Origin of the sequence: Propioniciclava flava (assembly GCF_004126535.1) — a bacterium.
Classification (GTDB): domain Bacteria; phylum Actinomycetota; class Actinomycetes; order Propionibacteriales; family Propionibacteriaceae; genus Propioniciclava; species Propioniciclava flava.
Genome location: NZ_PPCV01000002.1, coordinates 344000 through 361178, shown reverse-complemented (window position 1 = coordinate 361178; position 17179 = coordinate 344000). Strand labels below are relative to the sequence as shown.

At 68.0% G+C, this 17179-nt stretch carries 16 protein-coding genes and 1 tRNA gene; 9 read left to right on the top strand and 8 right to left on the bottom strand.

Features of this window, described 5'->3' with window-relative positions:
- Positions 1-6 precede the first annotated feature (6 nt).
- Together C1706_RS04480 and C1706_RS04475 are read right to left on the bottom strand one after the other, a co-directional pair.
- Positions 7-1674 carry a SulP family inorganic anion transporter gene (locus C1706_RS04480; RefSeq protein ID WP_206660967.1) on the bottom strand — a complete coding sequence of 556 codons (1668 nt, stop codon included), beginning with the start codon at positions 1672-1674 and terminating at the stop codon, positions 7-9.
- A gap of 128 nt (positions 1675-1802) precedes the next feature.
- Complete coding sequence (locus C1706_RS04475; protein WP_129458010.1) at positions 1803-2600, bottom strand: alpha/beta hydrolase; 798 nt, start codon at positions 2598-2600, stop codon at positions 1803-1805.
- A gap of 145 nt (positions 2601-2745) precedes the next feature.
- On the opposite strand from C1706_RS04475, the gene C1706_RS04470 reads away from it, so the two are divergent.
- From C1706_RS04470 to C1706_RS14275, 5 genes are read left to right on the top strand one after another with little or no spacing between them, the layout of a single operon-like run.
- On the top strand, positions 2746-3501 hold the full coding sequence (locus C1706_RS04470) for an amino acid ABC transporter ATP-binding protein (protein WP_129458009.1): 756 nt from the start codon (positions 2746-2748) through the stop codon (positions 3499-3501).
- Between the two features lie 14 nt (positions 3502-3515).
- Entirely contained in the window at positions 3516-4496 is a 981-nt protein-coding gene (locus C1706_RS04465; RefSeq protein ID WP_129458008.1) for a glutamate ABC transporter substrate-binding protein, read from the top strand.
- Positions 4497-4556: 60 nt separating this feature from the next.
- Positions 4557-5231 carry an amino acid ABC transporter permease gene (locus tag C1706_RS04460; RefSeq protein ID WP_129458007.1) on the top strand — a complete coding sequence of 225 codons (675 nt, stop codon included), beginning with the start codon at positions 4557-4559 and terminating at the stop codon, positions 5229-5231.
- Complete coding sequence (locus tag C1706_RS14280; protein WP_206660966.1) at positions 5228-5623, top strand: ABC transporter permease family protein; 396 nt, start codon at positions 5228-5230, stop codon at positions 5621-5623. Before C1706_RS04460 ends, C1706_RS14280 begins: the two co-directional genes overlap by 4 nt.
- Positions 5551-6087, top strand: a complete 537-nt coding sequence (locus C1706_RS14275) for an amino acid ABC transporter permease (protein WP_206660965.1) — start codon at positions 5551-5553, stop codon at positions 6085-6087. The genes C1706_RS14280 and C1706_RS14275 overlap by 73 nt, the downstream gene beginning before the upstream one ends.
- A 45-nt stretch (positions 6088-6132) precedes the next feature.
- Here C1706_RS14275 and C1706_RS04450 read toward each other — a convergent pair whose 3' ends face one another.
- Both C1706_RS04450 and C1706_RS04445 read right to left on the bottom strand, forming a co-directional pair.
- The gene (locus C1706_RS04450) at positions 6133-8169 is read right to left on the bottom strand and encodes a beta-galactosidase (protein WP_129458006.1); all 2037 of its coding nucleotides are present in this window, start codon (positions 8167-8169) and stop codon (positions 6133-6135) included.
- 145 nt (positions 8170-8314) lie between these two features.
- Positions 8315-9220, bottom strand: a complete 906-nt coding sequence (locus C1706_RS04445) for a nuclease-related domain-containing protein (RefSeq protein WP_206660964.1) — start codon at positions 9218-9220, stop codon at positions 8315-8317.
- Between the two features lie 125 nt (positions 9221-9345).
- Here C1706_RS04445 and C1706_RS04440 point away from each other — a divergent pair, with 125 nt between their 5' ends.
- A complete protein-coding gene (locus tag C1706_RS04440; RefSeq protein ID WP_129458005.1) occupies positions 9346-9771 on the top strand; it encodes an acyl-CoA thioesterase in 426 nt (141 codons plus the stop codon).
- A gap of 11 nt (positions 9772-9782) precedes the next feature.
- Here C1706_RS04440 and C1706_RS04435 read toward each other — a convergent pair.
- A tRNA-Lys gene (locus C1706_RS04435) sits at positions 9783-9855 on the bottom strand.
- Between the two features lie 140 nt (positions 9856-9995).
- On the opposite strand from C1706_RS04435, the gene C1706_RS04430 reads away from it, so the two are divergent.
- The 3 genes from C1706_RS04430 (at position 9996) to C1706_RS04420 (ending at position 12949) form a co-directional block, all read left to right on the top strand.
- A complete protein-coding gene (locus C1706_RS04430; RefSeq protein ID WP_129458004.1) occupies positions 9996-10556 on the top strand; it encodes a MauE/DoxX family redox-associated membrane protein in 561 nt (186 codons plus the stop codon).
- Between the two features lie 10 nt (positions 10557-10566).
- The gene (locus C1706_RS04425; RefSeq protein WP_129458003.1) at positions 10567-11214 is read left to right on the top strand and encodes a hypothetical protein; all 648 of its coding nucleotides are present in this window, start codon (positions 10567-10569) and stop codon (positions 11212-11214) included.
- Positions 11215-11614: 400 nt separating this feature from the next.
- A complete protein-coding gene (locus tag C1706_RS04420; protein ID WP_129458002.1) occupies positions 11615-12949 on the top strand; it encodes an SH3 domain-containing protein in 1335 nt (444 codons plus the stop codon).
- A 298-nt stretch (positions 12950-13247) separates the two neighbouring features.
- Here the strand turns inward: C1706_RS04420 and C1706_RS04415 are convergent, their stop codons facing one another.
- The 3 genes from C1706_RS04415 to phoH2 form a co-directional block, all read right to left on the bottom strand.
- Positions 13248-13799, bottom strand: coding sequence for a DUF4245 domain-containing protein (locus C1706_RS04415; protein ID WP_129458001.1), 552 nt, complete (start codon positions 13797-13799; stop codon positions 13248-13250).
- 98 nt (positions 13800-13897) lie between these two features.
- Positions 13898-15304 (bottom strand): DUF1800 domain-containing protein, encoded by a 1407-nt coding sequence (locus C1706_RS04410; RefSeq protein ID WP_164987428.1) that lies wholly within the window; start codon positions 15302-15304, stop codon positions 13898-13900.
- 481 nt (positions 15305-15785) lie between these two features.
- Positions 15786-17114: an RNA 5'-3' helicase PhoH2 gene (gene phoH2, locus C1706_RS04405; protein ID WP_206660963.1), complete on the bottom strand. Its 1329-nt coding sequence runs from the start codon at positions 17112-17114 to the stop codon at positions 15786-15788.
- Between the last annotated feature and the right edge of the window lie 65 nt (positions 17115-17179).

Here is a 17179-nt window from a genome sequence, read left to right as displayed (position 1 = left end):
ACCCCGTCAGGAGCGAGTGGGGACAGGTTCCCCGGCCAACTGCCGCGCGACGTGGCTGCGCGCATGCGCGACGGCGGCAGGCAGGTCGGAGAACACGTGCTCGGGGTCCCGCAGGGCGTCCAGCATTCCTGCCCGTTCGGCCACGCGACCGTGACGCCCGCGCAGCCCCTTGATGATGACGGTCGCGCCGCGGGCTTCCAGCATGTCGATGAGTTCGGTGAGGCGATGCGCGCCGGTGGGATCGAGCATTTCCAGCTTGGAGAACCGCAGGACGACCACCCACGCCTCGGAGCCCGCGATGTCCTCCATCACCTTGTCGGCGGCACCAAAGAACAGGGAACCTTCCAGCCGCAGCACTGCGATGTGATCGTCGCCCACCTGAGCAGGCTCCGGTAGCGCCTCGCGCGTGACCGAGGTGGTGGCAGCGAGCGCCCGCAACGCGAAGAAGGCGGCGAGCACGACCCCGACCTCGACGGCGGTGATGAGGTCGAGTGCGACGGTGCACACGATCGTGACAGCGAACGTGATCGCCGTCCCGCGCGAGATGCGCAGCAGTTCCCGCACCTGACCCACGTCCACCATGTGCAACGTCGTCGCCAGCAGGACCCCGGCCAGAGCAGCCATCGGGATGCGTCCGGCCAGCCCGGACCCGAACGCGACAACCCCGGCCAGGAGCAGCGCATGGACCACCGCCGCCAGCCGCGTCCGGGCACCCGCCCGTACCGCAACAGCCGTGCGCGCGATGGCCCCCGTGGCGGGCATGCCGCCGAAGATGCCCGAGGCGATGGACGCCAGCCCCTGCCCGAACACTTCGCGGTCGGGGAGGACGCGTCCGGTGGGGGCCATCCCGGCGGCCACCCGGGCCGAGAGGAGCGATTCGATCGCGGCAAGGACGGCTACTGCCAGCGCCGGGCTGACCAGGGTGGGGAGCACCGACCAGGAGACGAGCGGGATGGAGGGGGCCGGCAGGGAGTCGGGCAGCACGCCAATGCGGGCGATACTCAGGCCGCTCACCTCGGCCACGATGGTGGCTGCCACCACGGCGATCAGGGCACCGGGGAGGGTGGCTTTCCAGGCACGGAGCGCTTCGATCACGACAATGACCGCAACGGTCATTCCGAGGGCGATCGCCGCCTCCGGGAACCGTGCCGCGGCGATGGCTTCACCGGCGGCGATGAGCGGGGAATGCCCGGCCGGCGTGCGCACGTCGAGGGCGAACGGGATTTGCTGCAGCGCGATGATCACCGCGATGCCCGCAGTGAAACCCTCGATGACCGGCCAGGGAATGTAGACCGCCACACGCCCCAACCGCAGGACGCCTGCCGCCACCAGGATCAGCCCGGCCAGCATGGAGATGACGACGACCGCGTGCGGGCCGTGCACGGCGACGATGGGCGCCAAGATGACGGCCATGGCGCCGGTGGGCCCCGACACCTGCACGTGGGAGCCGCCGAAGATGGCGGCCACGATGCCCGCGACGATCGCCGTCACGAGCCCGGCCGCCGCCCCCATGCCCGAAGAGACGCCGAATGCGAGCGCCAGCGGCAACGCGACGACCCCGACGGTGAGCCCAGCTAGCACGTCGCGGCGCCAGGTGCGCGGCAGCGCTTGGACGTCCTCGCGCCCCGGCAGGAGCGTGACCAGGTGCCTCCGGATGTGGTCCGGGATCCTCACGCCTACTCCTTGCCTCGTCGTGCGCGGCCTCGCGGGCGCGAACCGGCGCGCCGAGGCTAGCGCGCCTGGCCAGGGGTTTTTCTCCCGGTCATCGTTGCTGGACCGGGAGAAATCTGCCTGCGAGTGTGTTAGTCCGCCTCAGGTTCAGCGTCGTGTAGGGCCCGAGAACGGCGATAGTCGGCGGGAGCGCCCTCGATGGGGAAGTCACCCAGGATTGTCCGCAGGAAACGGACGCTCTCGGGCAGCCACGACGCCACCGCCTCGTCGACCATGTCGGCGCGACCCGCCGCGGTGAGTGGCTTAGCCAGGCTCATCCCGTGCGGGCCCTTCAGGTGCACGTGCGTCTCATAGGGGATGCCGTGACGCGCCAAGGCGAGGCAATACTCCAGTGTTTCGGTGCTGGGCACCAGTTCGTCGCCCTGGGTGGTGAACACGAAACTCGGCGGGGTCTCGGCGTCGACGGCCTCCACGACGTCGAGCAGGTCCTTGCCCAGGAGCGGACCCAGCGTGGGGCGGGTCACGGGGTAGCCCAGCACGACCGCGCTGGGACGCGGCGAGGCGGTGACGCCGAGGCTGGCCGCCAGATGGCCGCCTGCTGAGAACCCGACCACCGCGATCTTGGCGGGATCGGTGTGGAACTCCCCGGCGTGCTGCCGCACCCACGTCAGGGCAGCGACGCCGTCGAGGCGCGCGGTCTCGGCGGGGTGCTCCCCCACGGCGTAATCCACCACGAACGCGTTGAACCCTTCGGCCAGGTAGCCCAGAGCCACCGGCTCGGCCTCCCGCGGGGAGCAGAAGAAGTAGCCCCCGCCCGGAAAGATGACGACGGCCGCCCGCTGGCATGACCCGATGTTGTCGGGGTGGCTGTCTTGGACGTAGCCCGTGATGGTCGCGGTGGACGTGATCTGCTCGGTGACGATGCGCATCGGTGCGCCCCTTCCTGAATCCGCTGCCACGCTACCGGTCGCTGAGCCCGCACGTGAGCGCGTTTCCTCGATGGGCCAAGGCCGCGAAGAAGCAGATAGTGGACGCGTCCTCTAATACCGGGGAGAGTCACGTAGCCTGACGCGCATGCTGGAGTCGCAGACCACCGCACCGCTGGTCCAACTGCGCGGTGTCACGAAGTACTTCGGGGACTTCAGGGCGCTCGACCACGTCGATCTCGACATCGCCAAAGGCGAGAAGGTGGCGCTGCTGGGCGCCTCCGGGTCGGGCAAGTCCACGCTGTGCCGCTGCATCAACCGCATCGAGAAGGCCACCGAGGGCACGATCATGATCGAGGGACGGCCTCTGCCCCAGGAGGGCAAGGCGCTGGCGGCGATGCGCGCCGAGGTCGGCATGGTGTTCCAGTCGTTCAACCTGTTTCCGCACTACACGGTCCTGGAGAACATCGCCTTGAGCCCGATCCACGTGCGGAAGGTGCCGAAGGCGGAGGCGACCGCGCAGGCGCGGGACCTCCTGGCGCGCGTGGGCCTGGCCGACAAAGCCGATAGTTACCCGGCCGAACTCTCCGGTGGTCAGCAGCAGCGGGTCGCCATCGCGCGCGCCCTCGCCATGCAACCCCACGTTCTCTTGTTCGACGAACCCACCTCGGCTCTCGATCCCGAGATGATCAAGGAAGTTCTCGACGTGATGACCGAACTCGCCGAGTCGGGGATGACGATGCTCGTCGTCACCCACGAGATGGGGTTCGCGCGTCACGCCTGCGACCGCGTCTGTTTCATGGACGCCGGTCGCATCGTCGAGCAGGGGACCCCGGAGGGGTTCTTCACCCGCCCGCAAACCGACCGTGCCAAGGACTTCTTGTCCAAGATCCTCGACCACTGACCGCTAGGAGAGCCATGCCCAACCAGTTCACCCGTAGGACGCTGCTGACCACGACGCTCGGCGTCGGCGCCTTCGCCGCACTGAGCGCCTGCTCCAGCAACACGAGCCTGCCCAGCGTCTCCACCTCGGCGGCCCCCGGTCAGCCGACCGCCGCCGCGCCGTTGACCCCGCAGGCCTACGACGCCCTCATCCTCGCCGGGCCCGTGGCCTCGGACGCCGTCATCGCGGCCAGCCCGTGGGCTCAGGCGATCAAGGCGCAGGGGTTCTTGCGTCGCGGTGGCGCCGAGACGAGCGCCATCTTCTCCCTCAAGGATCCGACGACGGGCCGGGTCACCGGCTTCGACGCGGGCCTTGGCGACCTGCTGTCGCGCTACATCACGGGCGGTCAGGATGTCGCGAAGCTGTCGCAGTTGACCCAGGTCACCTCCGACACCCGTGAGACGGTGCTGCAGAACAAGACGGTCGACACCGTCATTGCGACCTACTCGATCACGCCGCAGCGCGCCGAGAAGATCACGTTCGCCGGGCCCTACTACTCCTCGGGCGCCTCCATCCAGGTGAAGTCCGACAACACGACCATCCATTCGGTGGCCGACCTGGAGGGCAAGACGGTCGTGACGCAGACCAACTCGACCGGCATCACCGCGGTCGACGCGAACGTCAAGAACGCCCAGAAGCTGCTCCTGGCCGACAACGATTCCTGCATCGCCGCCCTGATTCAGGGCCGCGCCGACGCCTACGTGCTGGATCAGTCGATCCTGCTCAGCAACGCCGTGCGCAACTCGCAGGTGAAGGTCGTCGGCAACCCGTTCACCACCGACCCGTACGGGATCGGCCTCAACAAGGACGCGACGGACGCCAAGGCGTTCGTCAACGCGTTCCTGCAGACCATCTACGACTCGGGCGTGTGGCTGAACCTGTGGAAGGGCACTGTGGGGCGCTTCCTGGAGACGGCCCCCACCCCGCCGGCCATCGGTTCGGTCGAGGGCAGCTAGTCGAGACGGCGTCCCCTTCCTGCCCTGCGGGAGGGGGACGCCCCCGAGCGGGGAGGTGAGATGGTCGAGATCCTGACCGACAACTGGGCGTTCCTGCTCAGCGGGGTGGCCACGACCGTGGGCCTGACGATCGTCGGGTTCTTGGGGTCGCTGATCGTGGGCACGATCGCCGCGATCTTCCGGGTCAGCCCCGTGGTTCCGTTGCGCCTGGTCGGCTCCGCCTACGTCGAGTTCTTCCGCAACATTCCCCTGCTCAGCCTGCTGGTGCTCGTCACCTTCGGCCTGCCCGACATCGGCGTCTTGCTGCCGCTGTTTTGGTGCGGGGCCGTGTCGCTGATCTTGTCGGGGTCGGCCTTCGTGTGTGAGACGGTCCGCTCCGGCATCAACACCATCTCGATCGGCCAGTCGGAGGCCTCCCGGGCTTTGGGGATGTCGTTTACGCAGCAGCTCGCCTTGGTGATCCTGCCCCAGGCGTTCCGCACCATGGTCCAGCCGTTAGCCAACGTGTTCATCGGCGTCCTCATCGGCTCTTCCTTGGTCGCCGCCGTGGGTGTCTCCGACATCACGAACGTCACCCAGCAACTCAACATTCGCTACGCCGAAGCAGTGTTCCTCTTTCTGCTCTCCGGCGCGGTCTACCTGATCTTGGGCTTGGGTGTCGGCGGGGCGGGTAGCGCCGTGGAGCGACGCCTGGGTCGCTCGCGTATCGCCGGTGGCAAGGCGGTGTCCCGATGAGCGACAACGCCACCCGCGTCCTGTTCGACGAGCCGGGCCCCCGCGGCAAGGTCATGATCGTGATCTGGTCGGTCGTCGTCGCTATCGTCGTCGCCGCGCTGGTGTGGGCGGCGGTGATCCAGTTCGACTCGCACGGCCAACTTGCCCCCGAGCGGTGGGGCTTCCTGCTCAATCCCGGCATCGTCGCCTTCCTCGGCGAGGGCGTCCGCAACACGTTCGTGGCCACCGGCGTCGCCGCGCTGGCCGCCTATCCGCTCGGGCTACTGCTGGCATTGGGGCGTATGGCGCAGCGCCGCTGGCTTTCGGCAGTGTGCGCCGGATGGATCGAGTTCTTCCGAGCCATCCCCTGCTGCTGGTGGTGTACGCGTTCCTGCTCGCGCTGCCCCGCCTGACCCCGGCGCTGGCGCTGCCGGTGTTTTGGATGCTGGTCATCCCGATGATCCTGGTGAGCAGCGCGACGACCGCCGAGGTGTTCCGTGCGGGCATCAAGGCGATCGATCGCGGGCAATGGGAAGCCGCCGAATCGTTGGGCATGACCCGCCGGACGCTCATGCGCCTGGTGATCTTGCCTCAGGCGTTCCGCATCGTCTTGCCCGCCCTGCTGACCGGGCTGGTGTCGCTGCTGAAGGACTCCACCCTCGGCTACGTGGTCAGCTACCCCGAACTCATGCAGCAGGGCCGCACCGTGACCGCCTACTACGGGTATCTGATCCAGACCTTCTTGGCGATCTCGGTCCTCTATGTCGTCTTGAACTACCTGCTGACCAAGGTGGCCTCGTGGCTGCAGGCGCGCAGCACCCGCAAGGCGACGGCCAACCCTGCAGCCCGGGTCGCGGAGCCTGCCGCCGCTCAGTGAGGTGCCGATTCCTCCGATCGGGAACCGGCACCCTGGGGGTCGGCGTCAGTCGCGCTCGTCCGACGGCTGAGCGTCCGCAGGCGTGCGGAGCACGGCCACTGCGCCCGCGGGAAGCGTCAGCGATCCGTCCGCGTCGTGGCCGCTGAGCAGGTCGGTCCCCGTCACCTCGAGCGTCACCGAGTCCGCGGTGTGGTTGAGCAGGAACATGAAGTCCGCGCCCTCCCCGTGACGCACCACGGCCTCTACCCCCTCAGGGGCCACCACCACCGGCACGATGCCCGCTTGGTCCGCCCACGCCCGGACGAGCGCGCGCTTGGCGTCCACGGGAAGGTCGGCGGCGACGTACCAGGCGTGCCCGCCGGATTCCAGCGTGTGCTCGGTGACGACCGGCGTCCCGGTCAGGACGCCGTCCTCCAGCACCCCGTGGGCCTGTGCGCCGCGCAGGTCGAGGCGTTCGGTCCAGGTGGACGCCGTGGTGGGTTCGTCCCACAGCCTCACCGCATGACTCTCGCCTGCCTGGAGCGGGTGGAACTCTTCCACCCGGATCCCCAAAACATCACGGAAGGCTCCCGGGTAACCCCCCAGAATGATGTGGTCGTCGGCGTCCACGATCCCGGACAACCAGGTGGTCGCCAGGACTCCGCCGCGCTCAGCGACCCCCGCCAGGTGGGCTGCAGCGTTCGGGGCAGTGATGTACAGGTTCGGCGCGACCACCAGGGAGTAGCCGCTCAGATCGGCGTCGGGCGCGACGATGTCGACGGCAATACCCTCGTACCACAAGGCCTTGTACCAATCGAGGACGAGGTCGGGGTAGGACAACGTGTTGTTGGGGTGGCTGTCGAGTTCCAGACCCCACCAGGCGGAGTAGTCGAACACAAGAGCGGCCCGGGAGACCAACCGCGATCCCTTGACCGGCGCCAGGGCCCGCAGGCATCGGCCGAGTTCGACCGTGGAGCGCCACACCAGCGAGTCCGTCCCGGCGTGCGGCACCAAAGCCGAGTGGAACTTCTCGGCCCCGGCCCGGCTGGCGCGCCACTGGAAGAACAGCGCCCCGTCGGCCCCGCGTGCGACGTGCGCGAGGGAGTTGCGGACCATTTCGCCGGGGTCTTTGGCCCGGTTGACGTGCTGCCAGTTGACCGCCGAGCTGGAGTGCTCCATGAGCAGCCAGGGCTCCCCCTGGGCGGTTCCTCGCGTGAGATCCGCCGAGAACGCCAACTCGATGTGCCGCTCCGGATCGTGCGCACGCGTGTAGTGGTCATTGGAGACGACGGACATGTGCGGCCCCCACGCGAAGTAGTCCACGCCCTTGCTTCCGGCCGAACACATGAAGTTGGTGGTCGCCGGGATGCTCGCATCGACCGCGTGGACGGCTGCGGCCAGGGCCGAGTAGTAGCTCAGCCCGGCGTCGGAGTTGAACCGCATGAAGTCCAGTTGCTGGGTCGGGTTGGCGTAGGTGGGTGCCGACCGGGGTGGCAGGACGTCGTCGAAGCGTCCATAACGCTGCGACCAGAAGGCGGCTCCCCAGGCCTCGTTGAGGGCCTCAATGGTGCCGTAGCGCTGCGTCAGCCAGGCGCGGAACGCGGGGATGGCGTTGTCGGAGTAATCCTGCGGGACGTGGCAGCCGATCTCGTTGTCGATGTGCCACAGGCGCACGGCTGGGTGGCTGGCGTAACGCTGGGCCATCCGCGAGGCCATCACGGTCGCGTAGCGGCGATACACCGGCGAACTGATCGCATACGACTGCCGGGCTCCCTGGTTCAAGACGGTGCCGTCTTCGCGCTGAGGCAGAATCTCGGGATGCTTGCGCGTGAGCCACGGCGGCGGGGACGCGGTCGCCGTGGCCAGGCAGATCCCGATGCCGCCCGCATGCAGCTTGTCGACGATCTCATCGAGCCACTCCCAGTGGAATTCCCCCTCGCGCGGTTCGATGCTCGCCCACGAGAAGATCCCCAGGCTCACCAGGTTGACCCCGGCCTCCTGCATCAGCGTGATGTCTTCGTCCCACACTTCGCGGGGCCACTGCTCGGGGTTGTAGTCGCCGCCGTAGGCGAGGCCGTCCACCTCGTCGTTCCATGCGCGCATCGGGTCGCTCTCTCTCATTGCGTCAATCATCGCCAGCCTCACCCGAGCCGGAACTCCCCTGGTCCGGATGCTCCCCCCAGTCAACCGGAGCCGGCGACGCCAGGCCAGCAGATGCGTGACATTCCACGAGGATGCCGAGCATTGCCTAGTTCTGACGCGGAAAGGCCTCGTGGAGACGCCATTGGAGGTCCTCGATCCGGGCCTCATCGAGGGGACCTGTTTTGGTCAAGATGGTGATGAGCCGTTTGAGCCACACGATCCCCACGTCCGCCACCGTGAAGGGGTCAGGAAACAGGGGCCAGTCGGCGTCGAGGAAGCAGAGGCACCCCTGCAAGGGAACGTCGTCGCCAGCCAGCGCCTCACGTACCAGCCCGAGTTGCTTGTGCATGCCCTCGATCAGCGGCGTCCTGTCTCGCCCGCCCACGGTGAGCACGCGGCGCCGCTTCTCGAACAAGCCGCCCTCGACCTTGAAGCTGGGTCGTGCGTTGCGGTAGCGCTTCGCGTCCACGACAAACACCCCGGTGGGGCACACGATGAGATGGTCGATGTTCGCGCGCGTCTTCGGGATGCGCCGGTCGTTGAGGACGCGCAGGCGTGGGCCCGCGACCTTGCTGAGCGCTTGTCCGAGGCGCTGCTCCCCCGCCGCCCCCGTCGACCATGCCGTCGTGGACTGGGGATCGTCGAACACCGCCAACAGGAACCGTCCCACCTTGGGGTGAGCGCCGATGACGCGCTCACGTCGCGCGTCATGGCGCCGCTCGAACTCCCGCACCGCCGAGGCGCCCGCCTCACCGTCGACATGCTCCAAGGTCAGCACCGGTTCAGCGGCCCGGCGTGGCGCTGCCGTCGCCACCCCGGCTTCCTCCTGGGCTGCGCGTTGAGGTGGACATTCGACGCAGGTGACGCTGCGGGTCGCACGGACATAGTCGGCTGTCACCCCCGCCTCGATCGTGGTGCCGCAGCGCGCACACGCACCCGCGTACCGCAGCTTCATGCGCCGCGAGACGGGCGTGTCGGGAGTTGGCGCGAGAGGAGCATCCGGTTGGTCCACGCTGCCAACCTAGAGGACGCGCGGAACGTCCGCGGCTTGTGGCGGGCACTTCGCTGTCGCCGCGATGCGCGCTCAGGCCTAGGATCGTGGTGCTCCCACTGAGGACGAACAGCGAAAGAGGAACCATGGCCCGCAGCCCACACCAGCCGTCTTCACCGACCGGGATGATGGTGCTGCGCACCCTGGCCATGCCGCGCGACACCAACCCGTGGGGCGACGTGTTCGGCGGCTGGGTGATGTCCCAGATGGACATCGCAGCAGGGCTGATGGCCGGGGAAGTATCCGAAGGGCGCGCCACTACGGTCGCCGTGAACACGGTGGTGTTCCACCGGCCCGTAGCCGTGGGTCAAACCATCTGCATTTACGCGCACCTGGTGAAGATCGGGCGCACCTCGATGGAGATCGCCCTCCAGGTCTGGGCCCGGGACCTCGTCCACAACTACGAGGCTGACCGCGCCTTCGCCGCCGAGGCCGTGTTCCACTACGTCGCCATCGACGAGACCGGGCGTCCGCGTCCGGTACCAGAATCGGCGCGCGCGTTTCTCGACTGACCTGTCAGGGGTGGGCCCACTGGGAATCGAACCCAGAACCCGCGGATTAAAAGTCCGCTGCTCTGCCAGTTGAGCTATAGGCCCCGAGTGGGGAGTCTAGTGCCCCAACGGACGCTGACGCCTCCCCGCATCCTGCTTCCGTCTCCGGCAGACCGAGCGGCGCGGCGTTTCCCCGAGTCCCTAGACTGGGAACGACCTGCCCCAACGATCCGAGGAGAGATGCGGTGGACGCCTTGGTGAGCGCGCTGATGCTGCTCAGTTCACTCCTCGTGACGAGTTACTTCGTCGCTACCGGCATCGGCCGATTCCTCAGTGGCCGCGCCACCGGATTCACCACGCTGGGGGCGCCGCGCGTGAGCTTTCCCTGGTCGGCGGTCCTCGGCATAGTGGAGGTCGCCCTTGGCGTCGGAGTCTTCTTGCTGCCCGCACCGGGCGGCATGCTCGCCGCATACCTGGCCATGCTGCTCGTCGCGATCTATGCCTGGGTCACGGTACGCAACTACCGCTCCTCCAAGCGTCCTGACACTGGGGATCGCGCCTCAGGAACCCAAGCATGGGTCCAGATCGGCATGGCCGGGGTGAGCGTCGTCGCCCTCGTGGATTCCCTCGATCTCATCTCGCCGGTCGTCCGGCTCTTCGACCCCGCCGTCGTGGCCTGGCTTCTCGGCTTGGGCGTGTTCGCCGCAGTTCTCCTACTCCTGGGGCGGCGCCTGCGAACCGTGCCGCCCGCCGACGATCAGGGGGCGTCCCCTGACGAAGCCCCCCGCCCCGACCCGGGCCCCTGAAAGACCCGCCATGATCATCCCTCCGCTGTGGGGCATCCCCGTCGTCCTCGTCGTGGGGATCGCGGTGGTCTGGTACGGCTGGTGGGCTGACCGGCGCGCCACCGCCCGTGCCACAGCGGGCTACACCCCTCAATCAGAGATTGACGCGGCCACTCACGGCCACGCACCGGACGCCGAACACCTCCTCGCCGTCTTGGCCCGCCTATCGGACGCGGTCAGCGTCCCCACCGGCGCCGCAGGGACGGTCTTGACCGCGAGCGTTCCGCCCGGGCACGTCGGCCCGCCGTCCCTCGAGGGCCGCATCGCCGTCGCAGAGCACCCCCTCGTGCTCCTGGCCGACGCCGACCTGAACGATCCCGTTGCGCTTGTCCCCGCCTTGCGTCACGCCCGCGACGAGGATCGCCCCCTCGTCCTGGTGGCGCACACCCTGGGCGCGGCCGTGCTGGACACCCTCGACGCCAACGCTCGCACCGGACGCATCATCACGGTGCCACTCACGGCGTCCAGCGAGGTCATCGCGCAACTCAGCGAACTCACCTGCGCGCTGCCGCTCACCGAGCAGGACTGGCGCGCGGGCTGGCTTCCGTCGGGAGCGTGGGGCTCCGCGGAGGCCTGGGTGGCCGACGCGCAGCGCTCCTGGATCGTGCTGCCCGCCTGATTCCCACTCCCTGCACTGATCCCCCTGTAGGCGCAGGGGCGCGGGCTTCACACCTCAACTCTCGACCCTCCCTCGAGGGACACTGTTCCCAGCACGCGAGCCCCGGACACTGTTTCCGCTCCCCCACTCGCCCCATACAACTCCGCCCCCACTAGGGATATCACCACCCCTCACGCCCCCAGGGTCCCTGCGCCCAGCGACGGAGCCGAGGCCACCTCGACGCCGCCAATTCTCAGACCTGAGTTGAATCGGGGCTCATCCTCAGGCTGTACTGAAACGGGTCTTACCTTCCCCAAGGCCCACGACCGACACACGTGGTCGCCTCCTTGGCGACCCCTGGGGAAGGAACATCACGGTGCGACGCGCGGGACGACTCAAGAGCAAGGTCGTAGCGACCTGCATGGCCCTTTCGGTATTGGGCGCGAGCGGCGTGGTGCTGTCCGCTGGCGCGTGGGCGACCCAAACACTGAGTGCGACGACCTGGGTGAACGTGCGCTCCGGCCCGGGCAGTTCCTACCGGGTGCTCGGCACCCTGAGCCCCTCCCAAAGCGTGACCTCCTCCTCGTCGCAGGGCGGTTGGTACAAGGTCACCACCTCGGCGGGGCTCACCGGCTGGGTCTACAAGACCTACCTCAAGGCCACCGGCAGATCTTCCGGTTCCTCGTCGAGGCCCGCCTCGACCGCTGGCGCATCGGGCTCTGCGACCGTCAGCTCCGCGGTCAACGTGCGCACCTCCCCCAGCACGAACTCCGGCGTGGTCGGCGTCGCTGCCCGCGGCGCGAGCATCCCCCTCACCGGGAAGACGTCCGGCGGCTGGACCGAGGTGGTGTGGCAGGGCGCCAACCGCTGGATCTCCAGCAACTACCTCACCCGCGGCTCGGCCTCGACCAGTGCCGTGACCGGACAGGTCCAGACGACGGCCAGCCTGTACCTCCGCACCGGGGGCTCCCTGTCCGACGCCCCCGATGGCCTGCTGCCTGCCAAGTCGGTCGTCGACACGACCGGCAGGACGACCGCCGACTACACCGAGATCGTGTACAAGGGCGCCAACCGCTGGATCGCTACCCGCTACACCACGGCCGTGGGGAGTAGCGGCCCGGCAGCACCGAGCGCCCCCCAGGCCAGCGGATCGGTAACGGTCACCGTGGGCTCGCTGTACATCCGCTCCACCTCGGCTGCCAACGGCAACGTCGTGGCGACCGTTTATCGCGGGACGACCCTGCAGACGACCGGCGTCACCAGCGGGGACCGCCTCCAGGTCATCTACCAAGGCGCTGCACGGTGGGTCTTCCAGGCCTACACGAGCGCGGGCGGCGGGTCGGCGTCCCTGGTCGATGGCGGGTCGGTCACGATCCCGTCGGGGTTGACCACCTCAGGCATCTCACAGCTCACCAGCAACGCCAAGGCGGTCTTCAACCGGGTCGTCGCCAGCTACCCGCAGATCCGGACGATCTACGGCTGGCGGGCCTCCTCCAACTGGTCCTCCGACCACCCCAACGGCCGGGCCGTCGACGTGATGATCCGCAACTGGTCCCACCAGGGCAGCATCGATCTGGGCTGGCAGATCGCCAACTACTTCGCCACCAACGCGAGCAGCTACAACGTCTCCTACATCATCTATCGCCAAAAGCAGTACAACGCCGCCTACCCCTCGCGCGGCTGGCGCGCGATGGAGGACCGCGGCAGCGCGACGGAGAATCACTACGATCACGTGCACATCTCGGTGAAGCCGTAAGCCTCACCACAGCCCAGCCAGCAACGTCGGGGGTCGCGCCACACACGGCGCGACCCCCGACGGCTGTGATGGAAAGTTGCCACACCTTTGATCGTTCTATTAGTCGCCTTGACCTAAACTGGTGCCTGTCGGCTACCAGGAAGGAGGGACACCATGCTGCGTCGCGTGATCAGGATGTGGAATCAGGTCAGTGAGAACCTGACCCGAGCTCACCTCACCTGAGTTAACGTTTCCCTGAAGCCGTCACGACAACGCGGTCGTGATGGCTTCCTTTTCTTTGTACGGTTCGAGGCCGCGACTACGGTGTCGCCGCCGTTAGCGTCGACGCAAACGCCTCCAAGGCCTCATACTCCAGATCCCCACTCACAATGGTGGCCGCCACCCCGCGCTGGACGAGGGAGCGAGTCCTGCCGTCCTCTGACAGGTAGCGCTGCCACACCGCACCCTCGATCGTCGAGGTCCCCTGAGCAACGCCACCGCGCGTCACCTGCTGGATGAACAACTCCTGGGACGCGTCCCGCTGCTCCACCGCCACGTAGGACCGCTCCGGCGACAGCATCCCCAACTGCCATGTGTTGCCCGCGGCCGGCTCGCCGTTGACGTTCGGCTTACCCTCGGGCGTCCACCGGGCACGCGTCGCGGTCCACCCCTGCGGCAAATGTGCCGGCACGAGGACAGGGAAGGTCGCCTCCCCCGCCGCCAGGCGCGCGACCGGTGCGTAATCGAGGTGCTGGACGACCGGCTCGGGTGTGCGCGTGAAGAACGCGACGATGAGAGCGATCGGCACCATCAAGACACCCATCGCCACGATCATGTGAGTCGCGGTCGAGTTTCGCTGCTGACGTGCCATGCCCGGGATTCTCTCAGACCCGCGCCTCACGCCTCGACCGCCCACGCCCACAGCCCCCGCCGGGGATCATGTGCGCGGACGACGAGGTCACCCTGCGATCACCGCACAACGTAGGCGTGCGAGTTGAACATCATGGCGGCCATGCGCGCCGCCAGCGGCGTCAAGGCAGGGGGCACCATGTCATAGCCAGCCAGGCCCAAGAACGCATAGGCGGCCTGCCGGATCTGGTCTGTGGGCTCTTGGCCCAACGTCAGCCACGCCAACTCAGTGACCCACGCGTCCACCGTCATGCCCTCGACAGGAATCACGGCCTGCGAGAACTCACTGGAAGGCGTCAGCCCCTTGCGCCAGCCGCTGACGATGGCGCGGTGCAGGTTCCAGCGCGCACCCAGATGCCCGGTGGAGCGCCACGCCGAAGCGACATCGGGGTAACCGTCTGGCTGATCCCACCCCAGGGGGGCGTGCCCCATCTTGCGCAGCGTCCAGTACAGATCCGCCACGCCCTCACGCGACGCGGTCGCTGGCGTGACGCAGGCGGCCCTGACTGTCCCGACGATGTCTTCCAACGGACGCCGCACCTTGGATGCGGTGGATCGCCAGAACTCGTCACTGCGGAACAGTTCGATCAGTACCTCGCGGATGTCGGTGTCGTGAGCCAGGTAGACCCGAGCCAGATGGTCGACGATGGCATCGCTGGGCGAGTCGGAAATGAACCGGACCGCGAGGCGGCTGGCGACGTTGCGCGCCGTCTCGGGGAGCCGGGCCAAGTGCGCGATGAAGGCGTCGCCCACCTCAAGGCCATCGAGATAGCTGGAGTTCAGCGACTCGAACCCGAGCACGACCACCCGACCGACGGCATGGTTGGTCGCGCCGTAGCTGAACCGGCCCGTGGACGCGTCATAGCCACGCCCCGACAGGAGCATCGCGGCTGCGCGAACATCCCCCTCGGTGCAGGCACGAACCGTGTGCAGTTCGAGCAAAGCGCGCGCATAGTCGACGTTGACGACGCCCCCGCGCGATTCGTCGTTGTGCAGGGAGCGCAGCATGGCCGGATGCCGGGCCGCCGCGTGAAGCATGTCGGCGTAGCGACCCAGGGCGTGCGCCCGGATCACCTGGTTGCCGTAGTCGGCGCCGGTGTCCCACGCCCGGTCAGACGGGGTAGGAACGTGGAGCAAGTTGCTGAAGACGTCGACGACGACCTCATACACCTGGCGGACGCTGAACAGTTGCCGCGCGAGGGTGGCCTGCGCGTATTCGGTCTGGCCGTCCCAGGCGTACTTTTCCACCGACCGTCGCGTCTGCTGGATGTCGGCCACAGCCAAGGGGAACCACCGGTTGATGACGACGGCACTGGGGTCGTACAGATCGGGCTCGAGTTGGTCGGCGAGCCAGTTCTCCAAACCCTGGGCCGCAATCACGGTCTGCTGGGCGGCCCCCACACCCAATCCGGCCCGGCGCAGGAGGTGGTTGCGTGTCCGCTCCGTGTCGGCGACGGGGAGCCTCATGCCACTGACCGCACGCATCGGCACCCCCGGGAGGCGATAGTCGTCAGCAGGCGCGGACGCGTCATGATGAGTCGAGGCCGGCCCGTCGAAGCGGAACCCGGCGTTCGCCACGCGCAGACCACCCCGGCGTGAGCCCACGCCGAGGTGGACGTGAGAATGTGCTTCATCTTCCATACCGGAGATGCCTTCCGAGGGGGCGAGTAACTCGCTCGGCGATCGTGTCCCTTGCCAGGTTCACACCGCGGGGAATGAGCCTGAGAGCCGCCCCGAACCCTGGGGTGACGAGGGGGCTCTTCCAGCAAGGTAGCAAGGTTCACCGCCCGACGGTCACCGCTCTGCGCCCTCGCGAGGCAGACCACAGCACCACCTTGGTGTCACCCGTGGGGATGACACCAAGTCAACCCACCTTTCACTTTTTCTCCCATGTGAAAAAGTCGTCCGGATTCGATCCCAGCGTGCCGCCGACTAGGCCGCCCTCACCTCACCAGGCCGCGTCTTCCAGCATGTCGGTCACCAAAGCGGCGATCGGCGAGCGCTCCGACCGAGTCAAGGTGACGTGCCCGAACAACGGATGCCCCCGAAGCTTCTCCACCACGGCCGCCACTCCGTCGTGGCGCCCCACCCGCAGGTTGTCGCGCTGAGCCACGTCGTGAGTGAGCACCACCTTGCTGGCCTGCCCCATCCGCGAGAGCACCGTCAACAGCACATTGCGTTCCAGCGATTGCGCCTCATCGACGATCACGAACGCCCGATGCAGCGAACGTCCGCGGATGTGGGTCAAGGGCAGCACCTCGATGAGGTCGCGTGCCAGCACTTCCTCCATCACCGTCTTGTGGAGGATCGAGCCCAGCGCGTCGTAGACGGCCTGCGCCCAGGGCGCCATCTTCTCCTGCTCGGCCCCCGGCAGGAAGCCCAGTTCCTGCCCGCCGACGGCGTACAGGGGACGGAACACGATCACCTTGTCGTGCTGGCGTCGCTCCATCACCGCTTCCAGCCCGGCGGCCAGGGCCAGCGCTGACTTCCCGGTACCGGCGCGCCCGCCCAGGGACACGATCCCGACGTCGGGATCGGTGAGGAGGTCGAGCCCGACGCGCTGCTCCGCGGCGCGCCCCCGCAGGCCGAAGACGTCGCGTTCGGAAGGAATCAGCCGCAACGTCTGGTCCGGATGGCACCGCGTGAGCGCCGAGGACGCTCCCGCGTGCACCACCACGCCGGTATGGCACTCCAGCCCCTGCGGCGCACCAAGGACGCCCTGGGCATACAAGCTCTCCAGGGCGGCGGCGTCCACCTCGATCTCCGCCATGCCCGACCAGCCCGTGTGCGCTGGCTGCTCGTGGCGGTACTCCTGCGCCATGAGCCCTACCGCAGCGGCTTTGATCCGCAAGGGCAGATCCTTGCTGACCAACACGACCTCGCGCCCCTCGTGGGCGTAGTTCGCGGCCACCGCCAGGATCCGGGCATCGTTGTCGCCCAGGCGGAAACCCGCAGGCAGAACGCCGGGGTCGGTGTGGTTGAGTTCGACGTGCAAGACACCCCCGGCGTCGTTGATGGGCACCGGTTGGTCGAGGCGTCCGTAGCTGGCGCGTACGTCGTCGAGGAAGCGCAGCGCCTTGCGGGCGAAGAAACCGAGTTCGGGGTGGTGACGTTTCGCCTCGAGTTCCGTCACGACCACGACGGGGACGATGACCTCGTGCTCGGCGAAGTGCAGCAGGGCGTTCGGGTCGGACAGCAGTACAGACGTGTCGATGACGTAGCTACGCACGCGGGTCGCCGCGCGCTGGTGCTGGAGGCTGGTAGCGGGCTGGGTCACATCGGTCCCTTCCAATCGGGGCCGAGCGAGCGGTGTGTCCCTCTCGGCCGCGGTATCTCAGCCGA

What these genes read in the sequence shown, in the direction of transcription:
- C1706_RS14280 (WP_206660966.1), top strand. Translation starts at nt 5,228, where the DNA reads ATGAGCGACAACGCCACCCGCGTCCTGTTCGACGAGCCGGGCCCCCGC.
- C1706_RS04420 (WP_129458002.1), top strand. Translation starts at nt 11,615, where the DNA reads ATGGCCCTTTCGGTATTGGGCGCGAGCGGCGTGGTGCTGTCCGCTGGC.
- C1706_RS14275 (WP_206660965.1), top strand. Translation starts at nt 5,551, where the DNA reads ATGGATCGAGTTCTTCCGAGCCATCCCCTGCTGCTGGTGGTGTACGCG.
- C1706_RS04465 (WP_129458008.1), top strand. Translation starts at nt 3,516, where the DNA reads ATGCCCAACCAGTTCACCCGTAGGACGCTGCTGACCACGACGCTCGGC.
- C1706_RS04450 (WP_129458006.1), bottom strand. Translation starts at nt 8,169, where the DNA reads ATGCGCGCATGGAACGACGAGGTGGACGGCCTCGCCTACGGCGGCGAC.
- C1706_RS04410 (WP_164987428.1), bottom strand. Translation starts at nt 15,304, where the DNA reads ATGAGGCTCCCCGTCGCCGACACGGAGCGGACACGCAACCACCTCCTG.
- C1706_RS04460 (WP_129458007.1), top strand. Translation starts at nt 4,557, where the DNA reads ATGGTCGAGATCCTGACCGACAACTGGGCGTTCCTGCTCAGCGGGGTG.
- C1706_RS04415 (WP_129458001.1), bottom strand. Translation starts at nt 13,799, where the DNA reads ATGGCACGTCAGCAGCGAAACTCGACCGCGACTCACATGATCGTGGCG.
- C1706_RS04470 (WP_129458009.1), top strand. Translation starts at nt 2,746, where the DNA reads ATGCTGGAGTCGCAGACCACCGCACCGCTGGTCCAACTGCGCGGTGTC.
- C1706_RS04440 (WP_129458005.1), top strand. Translation starts at nt 9,346, where the DNA reads ATGGCCCGCAGCCCACACCAGCCGTCTTCACCGACCGGGATGATGGTG.
- C1706_RS04425 (WP_129458003.1), top strand. Translation starts at nt 10,567, where the DNA reads ATGATCATCCCTCCGCTGTGGGGCATCCCCGTCGTCCTCGTCGTGGGG.
- C1706_RS04475 (WP_129458010.1), bottom strand. Translation starts at nt 2,600, where the DNA reads ATGCGCATCGTCACCGAGCAGATCACGTCCACCGCGACCATCACGGGC.